The organism is Pseudomonas sp. WS 5410 (assembly GCF_012985645.1).
In the GTDB taxonomy this organism is placed as follows: Bacteria; Pseudomonadota; Gammaproteobacteria; order Pseudomonadales; family Pseudomonadaceae; genus Aquipseudomonas; species Aquipseudomonas shahriarae.
Genome location: NZ_JAAQWS010000001.1, coordinates 425424 through 444507, shown reverse-complemented (window position 1 = coordinate 444507; position 19084 = coordinate 425424). Strand labels below are relative to the sequence as shown.

The window sequence follows — 19084 nt, the reverse complement described above, 5'->3', positions numbered from 1 at the left end:
TGCAGGTCTCAATGGCACGGGAAGGCGGCGCTGTGGCGCGTATCGTGGGCGGCGTTGTGCACGGCCTCGATATGGGAGAACCCGGCGAAATACACCAGGCACGCACCGAGGATCGACGCGCCGATAGCGGCGGTCAGGCGTTGGCTCAAGGTGGCGGAGCGGCTGGCGGTGTGTGAGGTGCTACTGATGATCGACATGGCACGTCCCTTTCGAGTGGCAGGGTGACACGAGCGCATGAAAACCCCGCGAGCCGGGCACGCAGGGTTCTGAACAGCGCCCGCCCACCGCGGGTTTGTTATTTGATTTTTCGGGCCGGTCTCCGGGCTTGCGAGGGGGCTCTTCTGAGTCCTGAAAGCATCGCCTTCCCATGCCAAAAGCACAGTGGCTGTGACGCTTCGCTCGCTTACCGTTGCGGGGGCAGCACCGGATTGGTCATGCATGCATGATTGACCGGTTTCCCGTTTCACCCTGTAAAGGGCACCCGAAACAAGATGTGTAGGAGAGCATGGGCGCGGGACGGTCGTCAATCTGTAGCTGGGCACTGCGGCTCTTCGCATGGTTTTGAATTGACCGTCCCTCAAGCACTGCGTAGCCTTGCACCTTCGAGGTTCTTCGGCTGCGGTCGAAGCTAAGAAGGGAACGCGGTCCAAGCCGCGGCTGCCCCCGCAACTGTAAAGGGTTTATCTGACTGCCACGCCACTGCCAATACGGCGGGAAGGCGCAGCCAGCGCCAGCCGCAAGGCCGGCAAGCCCCAAGCCAGGAGACCTGCCTCGCAACCGATTTTCCATTTCAACCGGGCGGGGTGATCCGGTGACGAATCCAGCACCTGCGCGCCGCCGCAGGGCCAGTCGTCCCGTATGCCCGCCCCAAAGGGCATCCGATGAAAACACTGGCCAAACTCCCCGTCACTATCGTCACCGGCTTTCTCGGCTCGGGCAAAACCACCTTGCTGCGCCACATGCTGGACAACGCCCAGGGTCGGCGCATTGCTGTGATCGTCAACGAATTCGGCGAACTGGGTATCGACGGCGAGATCCTCAAGCAGTGCTCCATCGGTTGCACCGAAGAAGAAGCCAGCGGCCGCGTGTATGAACTGGCCAACGGCTGCCTGTGCTGCACCGTGCAGGAAGAGTTCTTCCCGGTGATGCGCGAGCTGGTGGCCCGTCGTGGCGACCTCGACCATATCCTCATCGAAACCTCTGGCCTGGCGCTGCCCAAGCCCCTGGTCCAGGCCTTCCAGTGGCCGGAAATCCGCAGCGCCTGCACGGTTGACGCGGTGATCACCGTGGTCGACAGCCCGGCCGTGGCCGCTGGCACCTTCGCCGCGTTCCCGGACCAGGTCGACGCCCAGCGCAAACTGGACCCGAACCTGGACCACGAATCGCCACTGCACGAGTTGTTCGCCGACCAACTGGCCAGCGCCGACCTGGTGATCCTCAACAAAACCGACCTGATCAGCCCTGAAGACCTGGCCCGTGTACGCCTGGAAGTCGCCGAAGAACTGCCGCCAGCAGTGAAAATCGTCGAAGCCAGCAGCGGCCGCCTGCCTCTGGATGTGCTGATTGGCCTGGGTGCCGGCTCCGAGGAGCATATCGACGGGCGCCATAGCCATCACGATCATCACCACGAAGGTGAAGACGACCACGATCACGATGCGTTTGACTCCATCTCCATCGACCTGCCACAGGCTGATGAAGCGCTGCTGCTTGATGCCCTGACGCAATTGGTGGTGCAGCACGGCATCCTGCGGGTCAAAGGCTTCGCCGCGATCCCCAACAAGCCGATGCGCCTGTTGATCCAAGGTGTGGGCACGCGCTTCGACAAGCATTTCGACCGGGCCTGGGGCGCCGACGAAGCGCGCATCACACGGTTGGTGCTGATCGGTCAGGACCTGGATGCAGCGGGCCTTGAAGCGCAATTGCGCGCCGCGCTCAGCGTTTAACCATGCACCTGCTCAGGACCCAGCCCGGTGGCTTCGTCTCCGATGACAACATCGCCGACCTGGGACAAACCCCCGCCGAGTTGGTGATCCTGTGCAGCGGCGATTCCAGCCTGGCGTTGCTGGCCGAAGCCGCCCAGCAACTGCCCGACGACTACCCGAGCCTGCGCCTGGCCAACCCGATGCAGGTGCAGAACCACGCCTCGGTGGACCTGTATGTGGATGAGGTGCTGCGCCACGCCAAGGTCATCCTGATTTCCCTGCACGGCGGCATCGGCTATTGGCGCTACGGCATCCAACGCCTGGTGGAGCTGGCCGAGCAGGGCGTGCAGTTGATCCTGGTGCCGGGGGATGATCGCCCCGATCCCGAACTCAGCGGCCTGAGCACCGTGGGTGTGGTGGAGCGTGACCGCCTGTGGCACTTTCTGCGCCAGGGCGGGCTGGGGAATGCGCTGGATTTCTATCGCTGCCTGGCCAGTAGCTTCCTGGGCCGCGATTACCCGTGGGCCGAGCCGCAAACTCTGCCGCGCACCGCGATCTATCACCCGCGCGCCGCCAATGCCCGCCTCAATGACTGGCAGGCGGACTGGAACACCGATTGGCCGGTGGCAGCGGTGCTGTTCTACCGCTCGCACTTGCAGGCGGCCAATACCGGTTTTATTGATGTGTTTTGCCAACGCTTGCAGGCAGCGGGCCTTAACCCGCTGCCGATGGCGGTGGCCAGCCTGAAAGAGCCCGGCTGCCTGACAGTGGTTGAGGATCTGCTGGATGAGGTCGGGGCGGCGGTGATTCTGAACACCACCGGCTTTGCCCAATCCAGCCCCGAAGCGCCCCATCTGCGGCCGTTTCGCCGCAATATCCCGGTGATCCAGGCGATCTGCGCCCAGGACAACCAGCCCGGCTGGGAAGCCAGCGAGCAGGGCCTCGGCCCGCGTGACCTGGCGATGCACATTGCTTTGCCGGAGCTGGACGGGCGCATCATCAGCCGCCCGATCAGCTTCAAGGACCTGGCCTGGCGCAGCGAACGCAGCCAATCGGACGTGGTGTGCTACCGCGCGGCCCCCGAGCGCATGGACTTTGTCGCCGAACTGGCGCGGCGCTGGGTCGAGCTGGCACGGGTGCCGCATGCCAACAAGCGCATTGCGCTGATCCTCGCCAACTACCCGACCCGTGATGGGCGCATCGGTAATGGCGTGGGCCTGGACACCCCGGCCGCGGCCTTGAATATCCTGCGGGCCCTGCAGGCCGAGGGTTATCCGCTGCCGGATGCATTGCCGGCCAGCGGCACTGCGCTGATCCATGACCTGCTCGGCGGCGTCACCAACGACCTGGACAGCCTCGACCTGCGCCCCTGCCATCAAAGCCTGGGCCTGGACGAATACCAGGCGATGTTCAATCGCTTGCCCGAGGCCAACCGCCAGGCCGTGCTGGAACGCTGGGGCACGCCTCATAACGATCCGATGTGCCGCGACGGGCACATGATGATCGCCGGCCTGCGCCTGGGCCTGACCTTTGTCGGCATCCAGCCGGCGCGGGGCTACCAGGTGGATGCCAGCGCGGTGTACCACGACCCGGACCTGGTGCCGCCCCACGCTTACCTGGCGTTCTATTTCTGGCTGCGCCACACCTACGGCGCCCATGGCGTGATCCACGTCGGCAAGCACGGCAACCTGGAATGGCTGCCGGGTAAAGGCGTCGGGCTGTCCGAGAACTGCTGGCCAGATGCATTGCTGGGACCGCTGCCGAACATCTATCCGTTTATCGTCAATGATCCGGGCGAGGGTGCCCAGGCCAAGCGCCGGACCCAGGCGGTGATCATCGACCATTTGATGCCGCCGCTGACCCGTGCCGAAACCTATGGCCCATTGCGCAATCTGGAACTGTTGGCGGATGAGTATTACGAGGCGCAGTTGCTCGACCCGCGCCGCGCCCTGGAGCTGCAAAAGGACATCCTCAAGCTGGTGCGCGAAACCCGCATCGATCAAGAGCTGGAACTGGATAACGAGGCTGACGCTGCCGTCTGGCTGCCGCGCCTGGACACCTACCTGTGCGATCTGAAGGAGTCGCAGATCCGCGACGGCCTGCATATCTTTGGCGAGTCGCCCGAAGGTCGCCTGCGTATCGACACCTTGCTGGCCCTGCTGCGCATTCCGCGTGGCGATGGGCGGGGTCCGCAATCAAGCCTGCTGCGGGTATTGGCCAAGGCCTTTGAGCTGGGCTTTGACCCGCTGGACTGCGCGCTGGCCGAACCCTGGACCGGGCGCCGCCCCGAGGTGCTGCAGAAGATCGACGGGCAGTTGTGGCGTACCGCTGGCGATACTCGCGAGCGCCTGGAGTTGTATGCGGCGCGGTTGATCGAACAGGCGCTGGAAGGCCCGCTCGAACAGCTTGAGGAGCCGGGCTGGGAGGAGGTGAAATCGGTGATCGAAAGCCTGCGCATCGTCGTCGCACCGCGCCTGGATGCCTGTGGCCCGGCGGAAATGCATGGCTTGCTGGAGGCGTTGAGCGGTCGTTTCGTGCCGGCGGGCCCCAGTGGTGCGCCGAGTCGTGGGCGCCTGGATGTGCTGCCGACCGGGCGCAATTTCTTCACCGTTGACGTGCGTAACCTGCCTACCACGACTGCCTGGCGTATCGGTTTCCAATCCGCAAACCTGATGCTTGAGCGGCACCTGCAGGACCATGGTGACCATCTGCGTCAGTTGGGGCTTTCCGTGTGGGGCACCGCGACCATGCGCACCGGCGGTGACGATATCGCCCAGGCCATGGCACTGATGGGCGTGCGACCGGTGTGGGCCACGGGCAGCCAGCGTGTCGATGATTTTGAGATATTGCCCATCAGCTTGCTCGACCGCCCGCGAGTTGACGTCACGCTGCGGGTGTCGGGGTTCTTCCGCGATGCGTTCGCCAACCTGATCCGCCTGTTCGATGCTGCGGTGCAGGCGGTCGCGGCGCTGGATGAGCCGGACGACCTGAACCCCCTGGCGGCCAAGGTGCGCAGCGAGCGCGAGGCGCTGCGCAAGTCGGGCCTGGATGAAGAGGCTGCGGCCAAGCAGGCCGGCTGGCGCATTTTCGGCGCCAAGCCTGGGGCCTATGGCGCGGGTGTGCAGGGCGCGATTGACGGTCGCCTGTGGCAAAGCCGCGAAGACCTGGCCGAGGTCTACCTGAATTGGGGGGGCTACGCCTATGGCGGTGCGGATGAAGGCACCGCCGCCCGTGAACAGTTCGCCCAGCGCCTGAGCCAGGTGCAGGCCGTGCTGCAGAACCAGGATAACCACGAGCACGACTTGCTCGACTCCAATGACTATTACCAATTCCAGGGCGGTATGCTCGCCGCCGTGGAAACCCTCAGTGGCGCCAAGGCCGCCAGCTACCATGGCGATCATAGCCAGCCGGACTTGCCGAAAATCCGCACGCTGAAGGAAGAGCTGAACCGGGTGATCCGTTCCCGCGCCGCCAACCCCAAGTGGATCGAAGGGGTCAAGCGCCACGGCTATAAAGGCGCGTTCGAGATGGCGGCGACGGTGGACAATCTGTTCGCCTTCGACGCGACCACGGCGCTGATCGACGACCACCAATATGCATTGCTGGCCGATGCCTACCTGCTCGACCCCGACACCCGGGCGTTTGTGCAACAGCACAACCCTGCGGCCTTGCGCGACATGACCGAGCGCATGCTGGAAGCCCAGCAGCGCGGTATGTGGCAGGAACCGGGGGCGTACCGCGAGGCATTGGAAAACCTGTTGCTGGACATAGAAGAAGACAGTTGATGACTGACATCCCCCATTTCCCACTGTCGGCAGTGGTCGGTGCCGACGACCTGAAGCTTGCCCTGTGCCTGACCGCCATCGACCCGAAGATCGGTGGCGTGCTGATCGAAGGCCCGCGCGGCATGGCCAAGTCCACCCTGGCTCGCGGCCTGGCGGACCTGTTGGCCAGCGGGCAATTCGTCACCTTGCCGCTGGGCGCCACCGAAGAGCGTTTGGTCGGCACTCTGGACCTGGATGCGGCGCTGAGCGAAGGCCGTGCGCAGTTTTCCCCTGGGGTGCTGGCCAAGGCCGATGGCGGGGTACTGTATGTGGATGAGGTCAACCTACTGCCTGACCATCTGGTGGACCTGCTATTGGATGTAGCCGCCAGTGGCACCAACCTGATCGAGCGCGACGGTATATCCCACCGGCACTCGGCGCGTTTTGTGCTGATCGGCACGATGAACCCGGAAGAGGGTGAATTGCGTCCGCAGTTGCTGGATCGGTTCGGTTTCAACGTGGCATTGAGCGGGCAGACTTTGCCGACCGAGCGCGGGCAGATCATCCGTCGGCGCCTGGATTTCGATAGCGACCCTGGGGCGTTCTGTGCGCAGTGGGCTGACCAGCAAGCGGCGCTGCGTGCGCGTTGCACCCAGGCCCGTGCACGCCTGGAAAGCATCGCCCTGGATGACCAGGCCCTGGCGCAGATTACCGAGCGCTGCTTTGCCGCTGGTGTGGATGGCCTGCGCGCCGATCTGGTGTGGTTGCGCGGGGCGCGGGCCCATGCGGCGTGGCGTGGGGCTGCGGCCATCGCTGAAGAGGATATAGAGGCCGTTGCCGAATTTGCCCTGCGCCATCGTCGCCAGGAGCATTCATCTGCCGCCCACCCGCCGGAAAATGCGCCGGCGCCCAAACCCACTGACCCCAGCAGCGGCCAGGGACAGTGGGGTGAAATGCCTCCGTCTACACAAGTAACGGGTGCCCGCCGTGAAATACCCACCTGGCCAAAAAAGCCCTAGGCATTCGCCCCCGACCTGACGCGGGGGCGGATGCCCGGCCCAAGGCGGGTCGACTGGATCAAGGCAGGCAAGGGCGGGCGCGCAACGGCGCCGAGGGGATGGTCAATTGGCCGGGCACCTTGTTGGGCGGGCGACCACAATCGCGTAAAGACCTGGTGTACTGCAACCGCAGCCGTGCCTCCCATGAGCTGTGGCTGGTGATTGTCGATGCCTCGGCGTCCACTCGGCGGCATCAGGCGCTTAGCGATGCCAAGGGCTTGCTCGCGCAGGTGTTCGACGACGCCTATCGGCAGCGGGCGCGACTGGCGTTGTTGACCGCCAGCGGGCAAGTGCCGAGCTGGCAGGTACAAGGCTTGAAAGCGGCCAAGGGCCTGGGGCGTTGGCTGGATGGCCTGGGCGCCGGCGGAGGGACGCCGCTCCTGGCGGCGTTGACCGAGGCCGGGCATTGGCTGGCGGCGCGGCGCAAGCGCTATCCGGCTGAACAGCAGCGGTTGCTGGTGATTACCGATGGCCGGCTCAAGGATATTGGTCAATTGCCGGCGTTGGATTGCCTGGGGCTGTTGGTGGATATCGAACGTGGGCCGATCCGGCTGGGGCGGGCGCGGGAGCTGGCCGCCGGGTTGCAGGTGGATTATCGGCATATTGATAGCCTGTAGCGCTGCCGCTACCGCTATCGCGAGCAAGCCCGCTCCCACATGTGGCCGCGTACATCCTTTGGAATGCGCTTGAATGTGGGAGCTGGCTTGCCTGCGACAAGGCCTTCAAACCCACCGCAAAACGATCAGCTAGCCCCCGGCACATTCGGCCAAAGATCCGCCACCAGAAACAGCCGCTCCGCTTCCTCCCAATCCCCGCCGTTCTGCATCATGCGCACCAACAACTGCGCCGGCGCCATCGGGTCCAGGTCGACCAGCCAGCGCTGCATCTGCTCTTCACTCCAGATTTCTTCCGCCGGGTAATGCGCCGGCGCCAGCCAGGCATGGCGCGGCAGGGGCTGCCAGCGGCCCGGCGGGCTGGCCTGGATAAAGTCCTGCCAATCGCGCTGATGCAACCAGCGCCCGCGCAAATGCTGGGGGTGGGCGCCGAGGGGCGGGGCGGCCTCGCCGGGCCAGGGGTACAACAGGTAGCCGCCGAGCCACAGATGGGCGGTGAACTCCTGGATATCCAGCGTCGCCAGCACCTCCCGGCTTTGCGCCCTGGCCGAGATGGGCAGTTGGTGGTCTGCCAGATGCGCCAGCTTACGATCCAGGCGGTCGTGACAACCCGGACCCAGCCATTGCGCGGTGTCCTGGCCGTTGCCGTCCTGGGGGCCGAGGTAAAGCTTGATCGCCAACTCCAGATGATGCACGCCGTCACGGTCGCGCAGCAGCATGTCCAGCTCACCCAGGGTGTGCCCGGCCTGGCGGATCGGCAGGTTGGCCGCCAGCAACTCCACGCCAGGGGCGTGCTGCACGGCAAATTGCCACAGGCGTTCGTAATACAGGCCCAGGCGCCGGGTGCGTGCCAGGCTCAGCCAATGCAGCAGGGCGCTGCTGTCCTGGTCCAGGCGCCTGAGCCATTGCTCCAGGGCCGCAGGCTGCTGCACCCAGTCACTGCCGGCCAGGGGGTGACGTTGTGGCCAGGGCGTCTGCGCGAGCATCGGCGGGGCGAGGATCACCCACGCCAGGTCCCGCACTGCGGGATGACGCAATTGACGGGGCAGAGGCTGCAGGTCGGGAAACGGATTCATGGTCCGAGCATAGCTGTTTCCTACTCGCCGCGTGACCCCGGGGAGTGTTGAGAACCGTTGTCGTCTGGGGCCTGGGGCGACAAAGGATTTTGTCTAATGCGGCCTTTCGCCCATAATCGTTCTTTTTGCCAGACCCAAACCCTGCAGGAGCCCCATGGAGCAATTTCGCAATATCGGCATCATCGGTCGCCTGGGCAGTACCCAGGTTCTGGACACGGTCCGCCGGCTGAAAAAGTTTCTGCTTGAGCGCCACCTGCATGTGATCCTCGAAGACACCATCGCCGAGATTCTGCCGGGCCACGGCCTGCAGACCTCGTCGCGCAAAATGCTCGGTGAAGTCTGCGACATGGTGATTGTGGTCGGCGGCGACGGCAGCCTGCTGGGCGCCGCCCGGGCCCTGGCGCGGCATAACGTGCCGGTGCTGGGGATCAACCGGGGCAGCCTGGGGTTCCTCACCGATATCCGCCCCGACGACCTGGAAGTTGAAGTGGCCAAGGTGCTGGACGGCCACTACCTGGTGGAAAACCGCTTCCTGCTGCAAGCCGAAGTGCGCCGCCATGGCGAAGCCATCGGCCAGGGCGATGCCCTCAACGATGTGGTGCTGCACCCCGGCAAGTCGACGCGGATGATCGAGTTCGAGCTGTATATCGACGGCCAGTTCGTCTGCAGCCAGAAGGCCGACGGCCTGATTGTCGCCACGCCCACCGGGTCCACGGCCTATGCGCTGTCGGCCGGCGGGCCGATCATGCATCCCAAGCTGGATGCCATTGTGATCGTGCCGATGTACCCCCATATGTTGTCTAGCCGACCGATTGTGGTCGATGGCAACAGTGAGTTGAAAATCGTGGTCTCCAAAGACATGCAGATCTACCCGCAAGTTTCCTGTGACGGGCAGAACCACTTCACCTGCGCCCCCGGTGACACCATCACCGTGAGCAAAAAGGCGCAGAAGCTGCGGTTGATCCACCCACTGGATCACAACTACTACGAAGTGTGCCGCACCAAGCTGGGCTGGGGCAGCCGCTTGGGGGGTGGAGGCGACTGATGCTCGATCCCGCGCGTAGCTACGACCTGATTGGTGACGTGCACGGTTGCGCTCATACCCTTGAGCACCTGCTCGACCAGATGGGTTACCACAAGCAGGGCGGCGTCTGGCGCCACCCATCACGCATGGCGGTGTTCCTCGGCGATATCATCGACCGTGGCCCGCGTATCCGTGAGGCGCTGCATATCGTCCACGACATGGTCGAAGCCGGCCAGGCGCTGTGCATCATGGGCAACCACGAGTTCAACGCCCTGGGCTGGAGCACCCTGGCGCCGCCCGGCAGTGGCAAGCAGTACGTGCGCGAACATTCGCCACGCCACGCGCGTCTGATCCACGAGACCCTGACCCAGTTCGAACACCACCCCGGCGACTGGCATGACTTCCTTGGCTGGTTCTACGACATGCCGTTGTTTGTCGATGCCGGGCGTTTCCGCGTGGTGCACGCCTGCTGGGATTCGGGATTGATCGAGCCGCTGCGCCGACAATTCCCCGACGGCTGCATCGACGAGCATTTCCTGCAGGCGGCGGCGGTGCCGGGCAGTTTTGCCTGCAACGCCTTCGATCGCCTGCTGCGCGGCACCGATATGCGCCTGCCGGACGGCCTGACGCTGACCGGCGGCGATGGTCTGACCCGTTCGTTCTTTCGCACCAAGTTCTGGGAAGACGACCCGAAGACCTACGGCGATATCGTGTTCCAACCCGATGCCTTGCCCGATCCGGTGGCCCGTACGCCGTTGTCTTCGACCGAGAAAAACTCCCTGTTGCGCTATGGCGTCGATGAACCCTTGCTGTTTGTCGGCCATTACTGGCGCAGCGGCAAACCGGCGCCGATCCGCTCGAACCTGGCCTGCCTGGACTACAGCGCAGTGCTCTACGGCAAGCTGGTGGCGTATCGCCTGGATCAGGAAACCTGCCTGGACCCCAACAAGTTCGTGTGGGTCGATGTCGAGCGCCCTGAGGTGATTCATGAGTAACGTGGCCGTTTTACGCTTGCCGCTGACGGTTGACCTGGCTGGCTTCGTCAAACTGTTGCAGCGCATGCAGGTGCCCCATCGCGTCAGTGAAGAGGCCGGCGAGCAGGTGCTGTGGGTGCCGGACGCGATCAGCGAAGACGTGCGCAGCCTGTATCAGCGTTTCCCGGCCGGCGATCCGGATCAGCAGCTGGATATTCCCCAGGAACCGGTAGCCAAGCGTCCCGGCTTCCTCCAGCAACTGCGCCACAGCCCGCTGACCGCGGGTGTGTTGCTGCTGAGCCTGGTCGTCGCAGCGGTCACGATGCTCGGCGACAACTTGCAAGCCATGAGCTGGCTGACGTTCCTGAATTTCCACGTGGCCGGTGAGTACCTGTATTTCACGCCCCTGGCCGACAGCCTGGCGGCAGGGCAGTGGTGGCGGTTGATCACGCCGATGCTGATCCACTTCGGCATCCTGCACCTGGCCATGAACGGCATGTGGTACTGGGAGCTGGGGCGGCGCATCGAGGCCCGTCAGGGCAGTATCAACCTGCTGGGCCTGACGATGCTGTTCAGCCTGGCCTCCAACTATGCGCAATACACCTTTGGCGGGCCGGGCCTGTTCGGTGGTCTGTCCGGCGTGTTGTACGGCTTGCTCGGCCATTGCTGGATCTACCAGTTGCTTGCGCCCAACCCGGCGTATCGCCTGCCGCGCGGCGTGCTGGTGATGATGCTGGTGTGGCTGGTGGTGTGCCTGTCGGGCCTGGTCTCGATGATCGGCTTCGGCGAAATCGCCAATGCGGCCCATGTCGGCGGCCTGGTGGCGGGTTGCATCACCGGTTTGCTCGGCGGGTTGTACAGCCGCCATAAACGTAACGCTTGAATCTCTGCCCATTATTGAAGGAAGAGTCTTATGTCCTCTTTTGCTGAAATGATCGAAAACATCACCCCGGATATCTACCAGAGCCTCAAGCTCGCCGTGGAAATCGGTAAATGGGCCGACGGCCGCAAGCTCACTGCCGAACAGCGCGAGCTGTCGTTGCAGGCCATGATCGCCTGGGAGCTGCAAAACCTGCCGGAAGACCAGCGCACCGGCTATATGGGCCCGCAGGAATGCCAATCGAAGTCGACCCCGGTGGAAAACATCCTGTTCAAGTCGGATGCCATCCATTGATTGAGATTGGCCGTGGTGCAGTCAGCAAGATGTCGGCGCAACTGGGTTCGCCGACCGTTCAATACGCTTTTCGCCTGGGCGACACCGAGGTGCCGGTCAACCCGTTGATTGGCACTCATATACGCCTGGAATACCTCGGTGCGATCCACTGCACCCATTGCGGACGCAAGACCAAGACCAGCTTCAGCCAGGGCTATTGCTACCCGTGCATGACCAAGCTGGCCCAGTGCGACCTGTGCATCATGAGCCCCGAGCGCTGCCATTTCGATGCCGGCACTTGCCGCGATCCGGCCTGGGGCGAGAAATTCTGCATGACCGACCATGTGGTGTACCTGGCGAACTCGTCGGGGATCAAGGTCGGCATCACCCGCGCCACCCAGTTGCCCACGCGCTGGCTGGACCAGGGCGCGAGCCAGGCATTGCCGATCATGCGCGTGGCCACGCGCCAGCAATCGGGCTTTGTCGAAGATGTGCTGCGCAGCCAGGTCGCCGACAAGACCAACTGGCGCGCCTTGCTCAAGGGCGACGCGGCAGCGGTAGACCTTGCGCAGGTACGCGACGAGCTGTTTGTCTCCTGCGCCGATGGCCTGCTGCAATTGCAGGAACGCTTTGGCCTGCAGGCCATCCAACCGGTAACCGATATCGAGCCCCTCGAAATCCGCTACCCGGTGGAGCAATATCCAGCCAAGATCGTCAGTTTCAACCTGGACAAGAACCCGATTGCCGAAGGCACGCTGCTGGGGATCAAGGGCCAATACCTGATCTTCGATACCGGCGTTATCAATATTCGTAAATACACGGCTTACCAGCTCGCCGTGCATCAGTAGAAGGATTTCACGCATGCGCACCGAACAACCGAAGATGATTTACCTGAAGGATTATCAGGCGCCCGAGTACCTGATCGACGAGACTCACCTGACCTTCGAGTTGTTCGAGGACCATAGCCTGGTCCACGCGCAGCTGGTGATGCGCCGCAATCCCGAGCGCGGCACCGGCCTGCCGCCGCTGGTGCTCGATGGCCAGCAGTTGGAACTGCTGAGCGTGGCCCTGGGTGACCAGGAACTGAGCGCCACCGACTACCAATTGAGCGAGAGCCACCTGACGTTGCAGCCGACCAGTGACAGCTTCACGGTCGACACCAGCGTGCGCATCCACCCGCAAACCAACACCGCCCTGGAAGGCTTGTACAAGTCCGGTGGCATGTTCTGTACCCAATGCGAGGCCGAGGGCTTCCGCAAGATCACCTACTACCTTGACCGCCCGGACGTGATGAGCACGTTCACCACCACGGTGATCGCCGAGCAGCACAGCTATCCGGTGCTGCTGTCCAACGGCAACCCGATTGCCAGCGGCCCCGGTGAAGACGGTCGGCACTGGGCGACCTGGGAAGACCCGTTCAAGAAGCCGGCCTACCTGTTCGCCCTGGTGGCTGGCGACCTGTGGTGCGTCGAAGACACCTTCACCACCATGAGCCAGCGCACCGTCGCGTTGCGCATCTATGTCGAGCCGGAAAACATCGACAAGTGCCAGCACGCCATGAACAGCCTGAAGAAGTCCATGCGTTGGGATGAAGAGGTCTATGGTCGCGAATACGACCTGGATATTTTCATGATCGTCGCCGTCAACGACTTCAACATGGGCGCCATGGAAAACAAGGGCCTGAACATTTTCAACTCCAGCGCCGTGCTGGCCCGTGCCGAAACCGCGACCGACGCCGCGCATCAGCGCGTCGAGGCCATCGTCGCCCACGAGTACTTCCATAACTGGTCGGGCAACCGCGTGACCTGCCGCGACTGGTTCCAGCTGTCGCTCAAGGAAGGCTTCACGGTGTTCCGCGATTCGCACTTCTCTGCGGATATGAACTCGGCCACCGTCAAGCGTATCCAGGATGTGGCCTACCTGCGCACCCACCAATTCGCCGAAGATGCAGGGCCGATGGCCCACGCTGTGCGCCCGGACAGCTTTATCGAAATCTCCAACTTCTACACCCTGACCGTGTACGAAAAGGGTTCGGAAGTGGTCGGGATGATCCACACCTTGCTCGGCGCCGAGGGCTTTCGCAAAGGCAGTGACCTGTACTTTGAACGCCACGATGGCCAGGCCGTGACCTGTGATGACTTTATCAAGGCCATGGAAGACGCCAACGGTGCCGACCTGACCCAGTTCAAACGCTGGTACAGCCAGGCCGGCACGCCACGCCTGGTAGTGAGCGAGTCCTACGACGCTACCGCCAAGACCTACAGCCTGACCTTGCGCCAGAGCTGCCCGCAAACCCCGGACAACGTAGAAAAACTGCCATTCGTGATTCCGGTGGCCCTGGGCCTGCTGGACGCCAATGGGGCCGACCTGCCGTTGCGTCTGGCCGGTGAAGCGGCGGCGCAGGGCACTTCGCGAGTGTTGTCGGTGACTGAGGCCGAGCAGACGTTCACCTTCGTCGATATCGCTGAGCAACCCTTGCCGTCGCTGCTGCGTGGCTTCTCGGCGCCGGTGAAGCTGAGCTTCCCCTACAGCCGTGACCAGTTGATGTTCCTGATGCAGCACGACAGCGATGGCTTCAATCGCTGGGAAGCGGGTCAGCAACTGGCGGTGCAGGTGTTGCAGGACCTGATCGGCCAACACCAGCAGGGCCAGGCCTTGGTGCTGGATCAACGGCTGGTCAATGCGCTGCGCAGCGTGTTGAGCGACGAAAGCCTGGACCAGGCCATGGTCGCGGAAATGTTGTCGTTGCCGGGTGAAGCCTACCTGACCGAAATCAGCGAAGTGGCTGACGTCGATGCGATCCACGCTGCCCGCGAGTTTGCGCGCAAGCAGTTGGCCGATAACCTGTTCGAAGGCCTGTGGCTGCGCTACCAGGCCAACCGCGACCTGTCGCGCAACACGCCTTACGTGGCCTCGGCCGAGCACTTCGCGCGCCGCGCCCTGCAGAACATCGCGCTGTCGTACCTGATGCTCAGCGGCAAGCCCGAAGTACTGGCGGCGACCCTGGAGCAGTTCGACGCGTGTGACAACATGACCGAACGCCTGACGGCATTGGCGGTGCTGGTCAACTCGCCGTTCGATGCCGAGAAGGCCAACGCCCTGCAAGTGTTTGCCGAGAACTTCAAGGACAACCCCCTGGTCATGGACCAATGGTTCAGCGTCCAGGCCGGGAGCGTGTTGCCGGGCGGGCTTGCACGGGTCAAGGCCCTGATGCAGCACCCGGCGTTCAATATCAAGAACCCGAACAAGGTACGCGCGCTGGTCGGCGCCTTTGCCGGGCAGAACCTGATCAACTTCCATGCAGCCGATGGCTCGGGCTATCGCTTCCTGGCGGACCTGGTGATCGAGCTGAATGCCTTCAACCCGCAGATCGCCTCGCGGCAGTTGGCGCCACTGACCCGCTGGCGCAAATACGACAGCGCCCGTCAGGCGCTGATGAAGGCTGAGCTGGAGCGCATCCGTGGTTCGGGCGAGCTGTCCAGCGATGTGTTCGAGGTGGTCAGCAAAAGCCTCGCATGACGGCCGACTCACCACTGGCCGCCTACCAGCGGGCCCTGGCCGATGGTTTTGTGGCAGACGACGCGCAACGCCGGGCGGTCGAGGCGTTGCAGGCCTGCCATGGGGCATTGCACCAGGGCGCCGACGCACCGGTCACCGGCGTTTATCTGTGGGGGCCGGTGGGGCGGGGCAAGACCTGGCTGATGGATCAGTTCCATCAGAGCCTGCGGGTGCCCGCGCGGCGCCAGCACTTCCATCACTTCATGGGCTGGGTCCATCAACGTCTGTTCCAGTTGACCGGCACCCCGGACCCTTTGCAGGCCCTGGCCCGCGAGTTGGCCGGGGACGTGCGGGTGCTGTGTTTCGACGAGCTGTTCGTCAATGACATTGGTGACGCGATCATCCTCGGGCGCCTGTTCCAGGTGATGTTCGACGAAGGGGTGGTAATGGTCTGCACCTCCAACCAGCCACCCGGGCAGTTGTACGCCGACGGTTTCAACCGCGAACGCTTCATGCCGGCTATCGAGGCGATTGAGGCCCATATGCAGGTGGTGGCGGTAGACGGCAGTGAGGATCACCGCTTGCATCCGGGCACCGCCGAGCAGCGCTACTGGGTCGATCAACCACGAGCATTGGCCGCGGTTTTCCAGCGTTTGAGCGCTGGACAAGCCTGCAGTGAGGCGCCGGTTATGGTCGGTTCGCGGCGCATTGTTACGGTGCAGTCCAGCGAAACGGTGCTGTGGTGCCGCTACGCTGATCTGTGCGAACAACCGCTGGCGGCCATGGATTTCATGCAGCTGTGTGATCGCTATAGCGCCATATTGCTCGGCGAAGTGCCCGGGCTGAGCGCCTCGACACGTCCTGGGCGGATTGCCCGTGGTACCGAGGATGGTGCCCAGCGCGTGGAGGCGGGCGACCGCGAGCTGCCTGCGTTGTCGGTGCACGATGACAGTGTGCGCCGGTTTATCGCCCTGGTGGATGAGTGCTACGACCGCAAGGTCCCGCTGTACATCGAAGCCAGGGTGCCCTTGGCCGAGTTGTACACCGAGGGTTACCTGGAGTTTGCGTTCCGCCGCACCCTCAGTCGTTTGCAAGAAATGCAGTTGCAACGCTTTGGTCAGTAGTGGCCATTGGCCCACTGACACAATCATTTGCCTGACGGCTTTTTCCCGCGCCAAGTTGTAGTTAATCTCCTTCATCTAACCCCTACACCCCGCTTACAATCGAGCTTTTGCGGGGAGCTCATCCCTGCCGGGCAGTTATCGAGGAAGGAAATGGAAGCCGCAGAAATATTGGTGCTGCAAGCCAGCTACAGCAACTCCGTGCACGCCGAGGCCATTGGCCTGTTGCTCAACCACTATGCACAAGACCCCATGGGCGGTGGCCATGCCCTGTCCGCCGACCTGCTGCAACAATTGCCGGCGGAATTGGCCAAGCGTCCCCATGCCTTCAGCGTGCTGGCCTTTGTTGGCGGCGAGCCGGCCGGGCTTGTTAACTGTTTTGAAGGGTTTTCGACCTTTGCCTGCCGGCCGCTGGTCAACGTGCATGATGTGGTGGTCAAGGAACCGTTCCGAGGCCTGGGCCTGAGCCAGAAAATGCTGCAAAAGGTCGAGGAAATCGCCCGCCAGCGCGGTTGCTGCAAGATCACCCTGGAAGTGCTGGAAGGTAATCCAGTAGCGCAGGCGTCGTACCGCAAGTTTGGCTTCGATGACTCGATCTTCGACCCTGCCCATGGCCGCATGCTGTTCTGGAGCAAGGCCCTCTAAATCCTCAGGTCGTTCCCGCGCTCCCCTTGGGAAGGTTCGACCAGGCAAAAAAAAGCGCCCCGTACAGGGCGCCAAATTGACCTTCACCACCAGAGCATAATGGTGCCGGGTATTACTCGTGCATCAGCCTTTGGGCTGCTCAGCATCCCGCGTGTGTTGGGTGGATCCGGATTCAGCACCCTTGGCGTCGGCAGCAGCCGTCTGTTCGGTGTCGCTGTGGATTTGTTTCTGGGTGAAGCTGAAATTATCGAAGTGCTCCTTCACGCGCTCAGCGCCGCCTTCGGCGAAGGCGGCAGCGGAGGTCAGGCCCAGCAGGCCAGCAAGCATCAAGGTTGAAAGTTTCATCGCAGGTATTCCCATTAAAAGTGATCGTGTCTGCACCGTCCCTGGTCAGATTTATGGGAATAGTCTGTAGGAAGCTAATTAAGTGGGGGTTAACGTCAAGCACATCCAGAGTTAACCGCAGGGGTTAACTCTGGACAGGGCGCGGGTCGTTTACTTCTGGACCACACTCCGGGGTGCGGTACTGGCTTTGGGCTTGATCAGGCTGAAGTCGATCAAGGCCTTCTGCGAACGCTGGTAGGGATCGCCGATCAGCAATGGCCGTGGCTTGAAGCTGTCGCTGACCAGGCTGCGGCTGCGGTCCAGTTCGTCGAAACTCAAGCCGGCCAGGTCGGCCCAGGTATGAATCAACTGCGAGCTGCTGTAGGGCCGTTGTATATCGCCCTGCATGTTCCAGTCGTGGGTGGCGCGCCACTTCGGCGAGGCCCAGGTCATGAAGGGGATGGTGTACATCGGGGCTGTCGGCTTGCCCTCGTTGCGGCCCAGGGTGTCATGGCCCGCCGAGTCGAACACATCCTCGCCGTGGTCGGAGAGGTACAGCAGGAACCCATTGGGGTCGGTCTTGGCGTAGTCCTTGATCAGGCTCGACACCACGAAGTCGTTGTAGCGCACTGCGTTGTCATAGCTGTTGTAGGTCGGCAGCTGGTCGTCACTGACCGCGTCCGGGACACCCTGGCGGTCGGTAAAGGTGTCGAAGCTTGGCGGGTAGCGGTACTGATAGCTCATATGGGTACCCAGCAGGTGCACCACGATCAGCTTGCGCTCGGCCTTGTCGGCCAGGGCCTTGGAGAACGGCTCCAGCACGTCGCCATCGTACTGGCGGGCGTTCTGGTTACGGTTGTTGTTGAGGTACACCTGCTCGTCGGCCTGTTCGGAGAACGTGGTGAGCATGGTGTTGCGCTTGGTCATGGTCTGCTGGTTGGTGATCCAGAAGGTCTTGTAGCCGGCCTGTTTCATCATGCTGACGATGGAAGGGGTCTTCAGATACAGATCCGGGTTGTCTTCATCGGCAAAGGTCAGTACCTGTTGCAGCGCCTCGATGGTGTAGGGGCGCGGGGTGATGACGTTGTCGAACACATCCAATTGGTCACGCAGCTTGTCCAGCTCCGGCGTGGTCTTGCGCGGGTAGCCGTAGAGGCTCATGCGCTGCCGGTTGGTGGACTCGCCGATCACCAGCACCAGGGTCGACGGTTGGCCGGCCATGCTGTCCTTGAAGTTGCTCAGGGGCGGGATCTTGCTGACGTTGTCGAGCATGCCCTGCATGTTGTTCAACTGCTGGGTGTAGCGGCGATAGGCAACAATCATCTGCCACGGCACGGCAGGTTCGACTCGGGTTTCGAAGCCGTCGATGGCCCGTTCCAGGGTGTCGTTGGTGGCAATCTGCTTGACCAGCGGATAGCCGACAATCGCCAGCACAATGGCCGTCGCCGCGACCATTGCCCGGCCCCGGGGCAGGTAGACCGGGCGCACACGGGTCCAGAGGAAGACGGCCAGGGCGGTGTGGGCAATAAAGGCCAGCACGATCCACCAGGCAAAGTATTGCGTTGCATACTCGCCGGCTTCAGAGATGTTCGACTCGAACATGATGAAGATGACGCTCTGGGAAAATTCCTGCTGGTAAATAAAGAAGTAGCCCAGGCTGGCCATGGAACAGGCCCACAGCACCACACCGATCAGCGCGGCGAGTAGCCGGGCGCGACGCGGGAACAGCAGCATGGGTGCCAACCACAGCGCACTCATGAAGAACGCCTGGCGGAAACCACTGAAGCCGGAGGTGCCGGTCAGTTGGATCAGCAGTTGGGTAATACCGGAGAAATACCAGAAAAACAGGAACATCCAGCCCAGGCCGGCCCAATCAAACCCTTTTGCAGACTTCGTGCTCGCCATGCAGCG

16 protein-coding genes and 2 riboswitches are annotated in these 19084 nt (G+C 63.0%); of the genes, 12 read left to right on the top strand and 4 right to left on the bottom strand.

Features of this window, described 5'->3' with window-relative positions; genetic code table 11:
• Positions 1-8: 8 nt before the first annotated feature.
• A complete protein-coding gene (locus tag HBO24_RS01840) occupies positions 9-197 on the bottom strand; it encodes a CbtB domain-containing protein (RefSeq protein WP_057436758.1) in 189 nt (62 codons plus the stop codon).
• A 95-nt stretch (positions 198-292) separates the two neighbouring features.
• Positions 293-500: riboswitch (cobalamin riboswitch) on the bottom strand.
• Between the two features lie 88 nt (positions 501-588).
• A riboswitch (cobalamin riboswitch) is annotated at positions 589-789 on the top strand.
• 92 nt (positions 790-881) lie between these two features.
• On the opposite strand from HBO24_RS01840, the gene cobW reads away from it, so the two are divergent.
• Genes cobW through HBO24_RS01820 form a run of 4 tightly spaced genes read left to right on the top strand, consistent with a single transcriptional unit; the run spans position 882 to position 7361 of the window.
• Positions 882-1943, top strand: a complete 1062-nt coding sequence (gene cobW / locus HBO24_RS01835) for a cobalamin biosynthesis protein CobW (RefSeq protein WP_057436756.1) — start codon at positions 882-884, stop codon at positions 1941-1943.
• Between the two features lie 2 nt (positions 1944-1945).
• Positions 1946-5707 carry a cobaltochelatase subunit CobN gene (cobN, locus tag HBO24_RS01830; RefSeq protein WP_170059202.1) on the top strand — a complete coding sequence of 1254 codons (3762 nt, stop codon included), beginning with the start codon at positions 1946-1948 and terminating at the stop codon, positions 5705-5707.
• The gene (locus tag HBO24_RS01825) at positions 5707-6705 is read left to right on the top strand and encodes an AAA family ATPase (RefSeq protein ID WP_115128301.1); all 999 of its coding nucleotides are present in this window, start codon (positions 5707-5709) and stop codon (positions 6703-6705) included. The genes cobN and HBO24_RS01825 overlap by 1 nt, the downstream gene beginning before the upstream one ends.
• A gap of 53 nt (positions 6706-6758) precedes the next feature.
• The gene (locus HBO24_RS01820) at positions 6759-7361 is read left to right on the top strand and encodes a VWA domain-containing protein (RefSeq protein WP_057959416.1); all 603 of its coding nucleotides are present in this window, start codon (positions 6759-6761) and stop codon (positions 7359-7361) included.
• A 125-nt stretch (positions 7362-7486) separates the two neighbouring features.
• On the opposite strand, the gene HBO24_RS01815 is transcribed toward HBO24_RS01820, so the two are convergent.
• Positions 7487-8434 carry a DUF1853 family protein gene (locus HBO24_RS01815; RefSeq protein ID WP_120733220.1) on the bottom strand — a complete coding sequence of 316 codons (948 nt, stop codon included), beginning with the start codon at positions 8432-8434 and terminating at the stop codon, positions 7487-7489.
• Between the two features lie 154 nt (positions 8435-8588).
• On the opposite strand from HBO24_RS01815, the gene HBO24_RS01810 reads away from it, so the two are divergent.
• The 8 genes from HBO24_RS01810 (at position 8589) to HBO24_RS01775 (ending at position 16849) form a co-directional block, all read left to right on the top strand.
• Positions 8589-9479 (top strand): NAD(+) kinase, encoded by an 891-nt coding sequence (locus HBO24_RS01810; protein ID WP_010210870.1) that lies wholly within the window; start codon positions 8589-8591, stop codon positions 9477-9479.
• Positions 9476-10453, top strand: a complete 978-nt coding sequence (locus tag HBO24_RS01805; protein ID WP_164844814.1) for a metallophosphoesterase — start codon at positions 9476-9478, stop codon at positions 10451-10453. Before HBO24_RS01810 ends, HBO24_RS01805 begins: the two co-directional genes overlap by 4 nt.
• The gene (locus HBO24_RS01800) at positions 10446-11315 is read left to right on the top strand and encodes a rhomboid family intramembrane serine protease (RefSeq protein WP_170059201.1); all 870 of its coding nucleotides are present in this window, start codon (positions 10446-10448) and stop codon (positions 11313-11315) included. Before HBO24_RS01805 ends, HBO24_RS01800 begins: the two co-directional genes overlap by 8 nt.
• Positions 11316-11345: 30 nt before the next feature.
• A complete protein-coding gene (locus tag HBO24_RS01795; RefSeq protein ID WP_057436741.1) occupies positions 11346-11606 on the top strand; it encodes a DUF1315 family protein in 261 nt (86 codons plus the stop codon).
• Positions 11603-12433 carry a DUF2797 domain-containing protein gene (locus tag HBO24_RS01790; protein ID WP_057436738.1) on the top strand — a complete coding sequence of 277 codons (831 nt, stop codon included), beginning with the start codon at positions 11603-11605 and terminating at the stop codon, positions 12431-12433. Before HBO24_RS01795 ends, HBO24_RS01790 begins: the two co-directional genes overlap by 4 nt.
• A 13-nt stretch (positions 12434-12446) precedes the next feature.
• A complete protein-coding gene (gene pepN, locus HBO24_RS01785; RefSeq protein WP_170059200.1) occupies positions 12447-15104 on the top strand; it encodes an aminopeptidase N in 2658 nt (885 codons plus the stop codon).
• A complete protein-coding gene (gene zapE, locus HBO24_RS01780) occupies positions 15101-16207 on the top strand; it encodes a cell division protein ZapE (RefSeq protein ID WP_170059199.1) in 1107 nt (368 codons plus the stop codon). The genes pepN and zapE overlap by 4 nt, the downstream gene beginning before the upstream one ends.
• A 150-nt stretch (positions 16208-16357) precedes the next feature.
• The gene (locus tag HBO24_RS01775; RefSeq protein ID WP_057436733.1) at positions 16358-16849 is read left to right on the top strand and encodes a GNAT family N-acetyltransferase; all 492 of its coding nucleotides are present in this window, start codon (positions 16358-16360) and stop codon (positions 16847-16849) included.
• Positions 16850-16972: 123 nt separating this feature from the next.
• Here HBO24_RS01775 and HBO24_RS01770 read toward each other — a convergent pair whose 3' ends face one another.
• Together HBO24_RS01770 and HBO24_RS01765 are read right to left on the bottom strand one after the other, a co-directional pair.
• Positions 16973-17194 carry a hypothetical protein gene (locus HBO24_RS01770; RefSeq protein WP_057436731.1) on the bottom strand — a complete coding sequence of 74 codons (222 nt, stop codon included), beginning with the start codon at positions 17192-17194 and terminating at the stop codon, positions 16973-16975.
• Positions 17195-17344: 150 nt separating this feature from the next.
• Complete coding sequence (locus HBO24_RS01765; RefSeq protein ID WP_057959423.1) at positions 17345-19078, bottom strand: phosphoethanolamine transferase CptA; 1734 nt, start codon at positions 19076-19078, stop codon at positions 17345-17347.
• Positions 19079-19084: the final 6 nt, after the last annotated feature.

Coding starts and splice junctions, on each gene's coding strand:
- HBO24_RS01840 (WP_057436758.1), bottom strand. CDS start 197: ATGTCGATCATCAGTAGCACCTCACACACCGCCAGCCGCTCCGCCACC.
- cobW (WP_057436756.1), top strand. CDS start 882: ATGAAAACACTGGCCAAACTCCCCGTCACTATCGTCACCGGCTTTCTC.
- cobN (WP_170059202.1), top strand. CDS start 1,946: ATGCACCTGCTCAGGACCCAGCCCGGTGGCTTCGTCTCCGATGACAAC.
- HBO24_RS01825 (WP_115128301.1), top strand. CDS start 5,707: ATGACTGACATCCCCCATTTCCCACTGTCGGCAGTGGTCGGTGCCGAC.
- HBO24_RS01815 (WP_120733220.1), bottom strand. CDS start 8,434: ATGAATCCGTTTCCCGACCTGCAGCCTCTGCCCCGTCAATTGCGTCAT.
- HBO24_RS01810 (WP_010210870.1), top strand. CDS start 8,589: ATGGAGCAATTTCGCAATATCGGCATCATCGGTCGCCTGGGCAGTACC.
- HBO24_RS01800 (WP_170059201.1), top strand. CDS start 10,446: ATGAGTAACGTGGCCGTTTTACGCTTGCCGCTGACGGTTGACCTGGCT.
- HBO24_RS01795 (WP_057436741.1), top strand. CDS start 11,346: ATGTCCTCTTTTGCTGAAATGATCGAAAACATCACCCCGGATATCTAC.
- pepN (WP_170059200.1), top strand. CDS start 12,447: ATGCGCACCGAACAACCGAAGATGATTTACCTGAAGGATTATCAGGCG.
- zapE (WP_170059199.1), top strand. CDS start 15,101: ATGACGGCCGACTCACCACTGGCCGCCTACCAGCGGGCCCTGGCCGAT.
- HBO24_RS01775 (WP_057436733.1), top strand. CDS start 16,358: ATGGAAGCCGCAGAAATATTGGTGCTGCAAGCCAGCTACAGCAACTCC.
- HBO24_RS01770 (WP_057436731.1), bottom strand. CDS start 17,194: ATGAAACTTTCAACCTTGATGCTTGCTGGCCTGCTGGGCCTGACCTCC.
- HBO24_RS01765 (WP_057959423.1), bottom strand. CDS start 19,078: ATGGCGAGCACGAAGTCTGCAAAAGGGTTTGATTGGGCCGGCCTGGGC.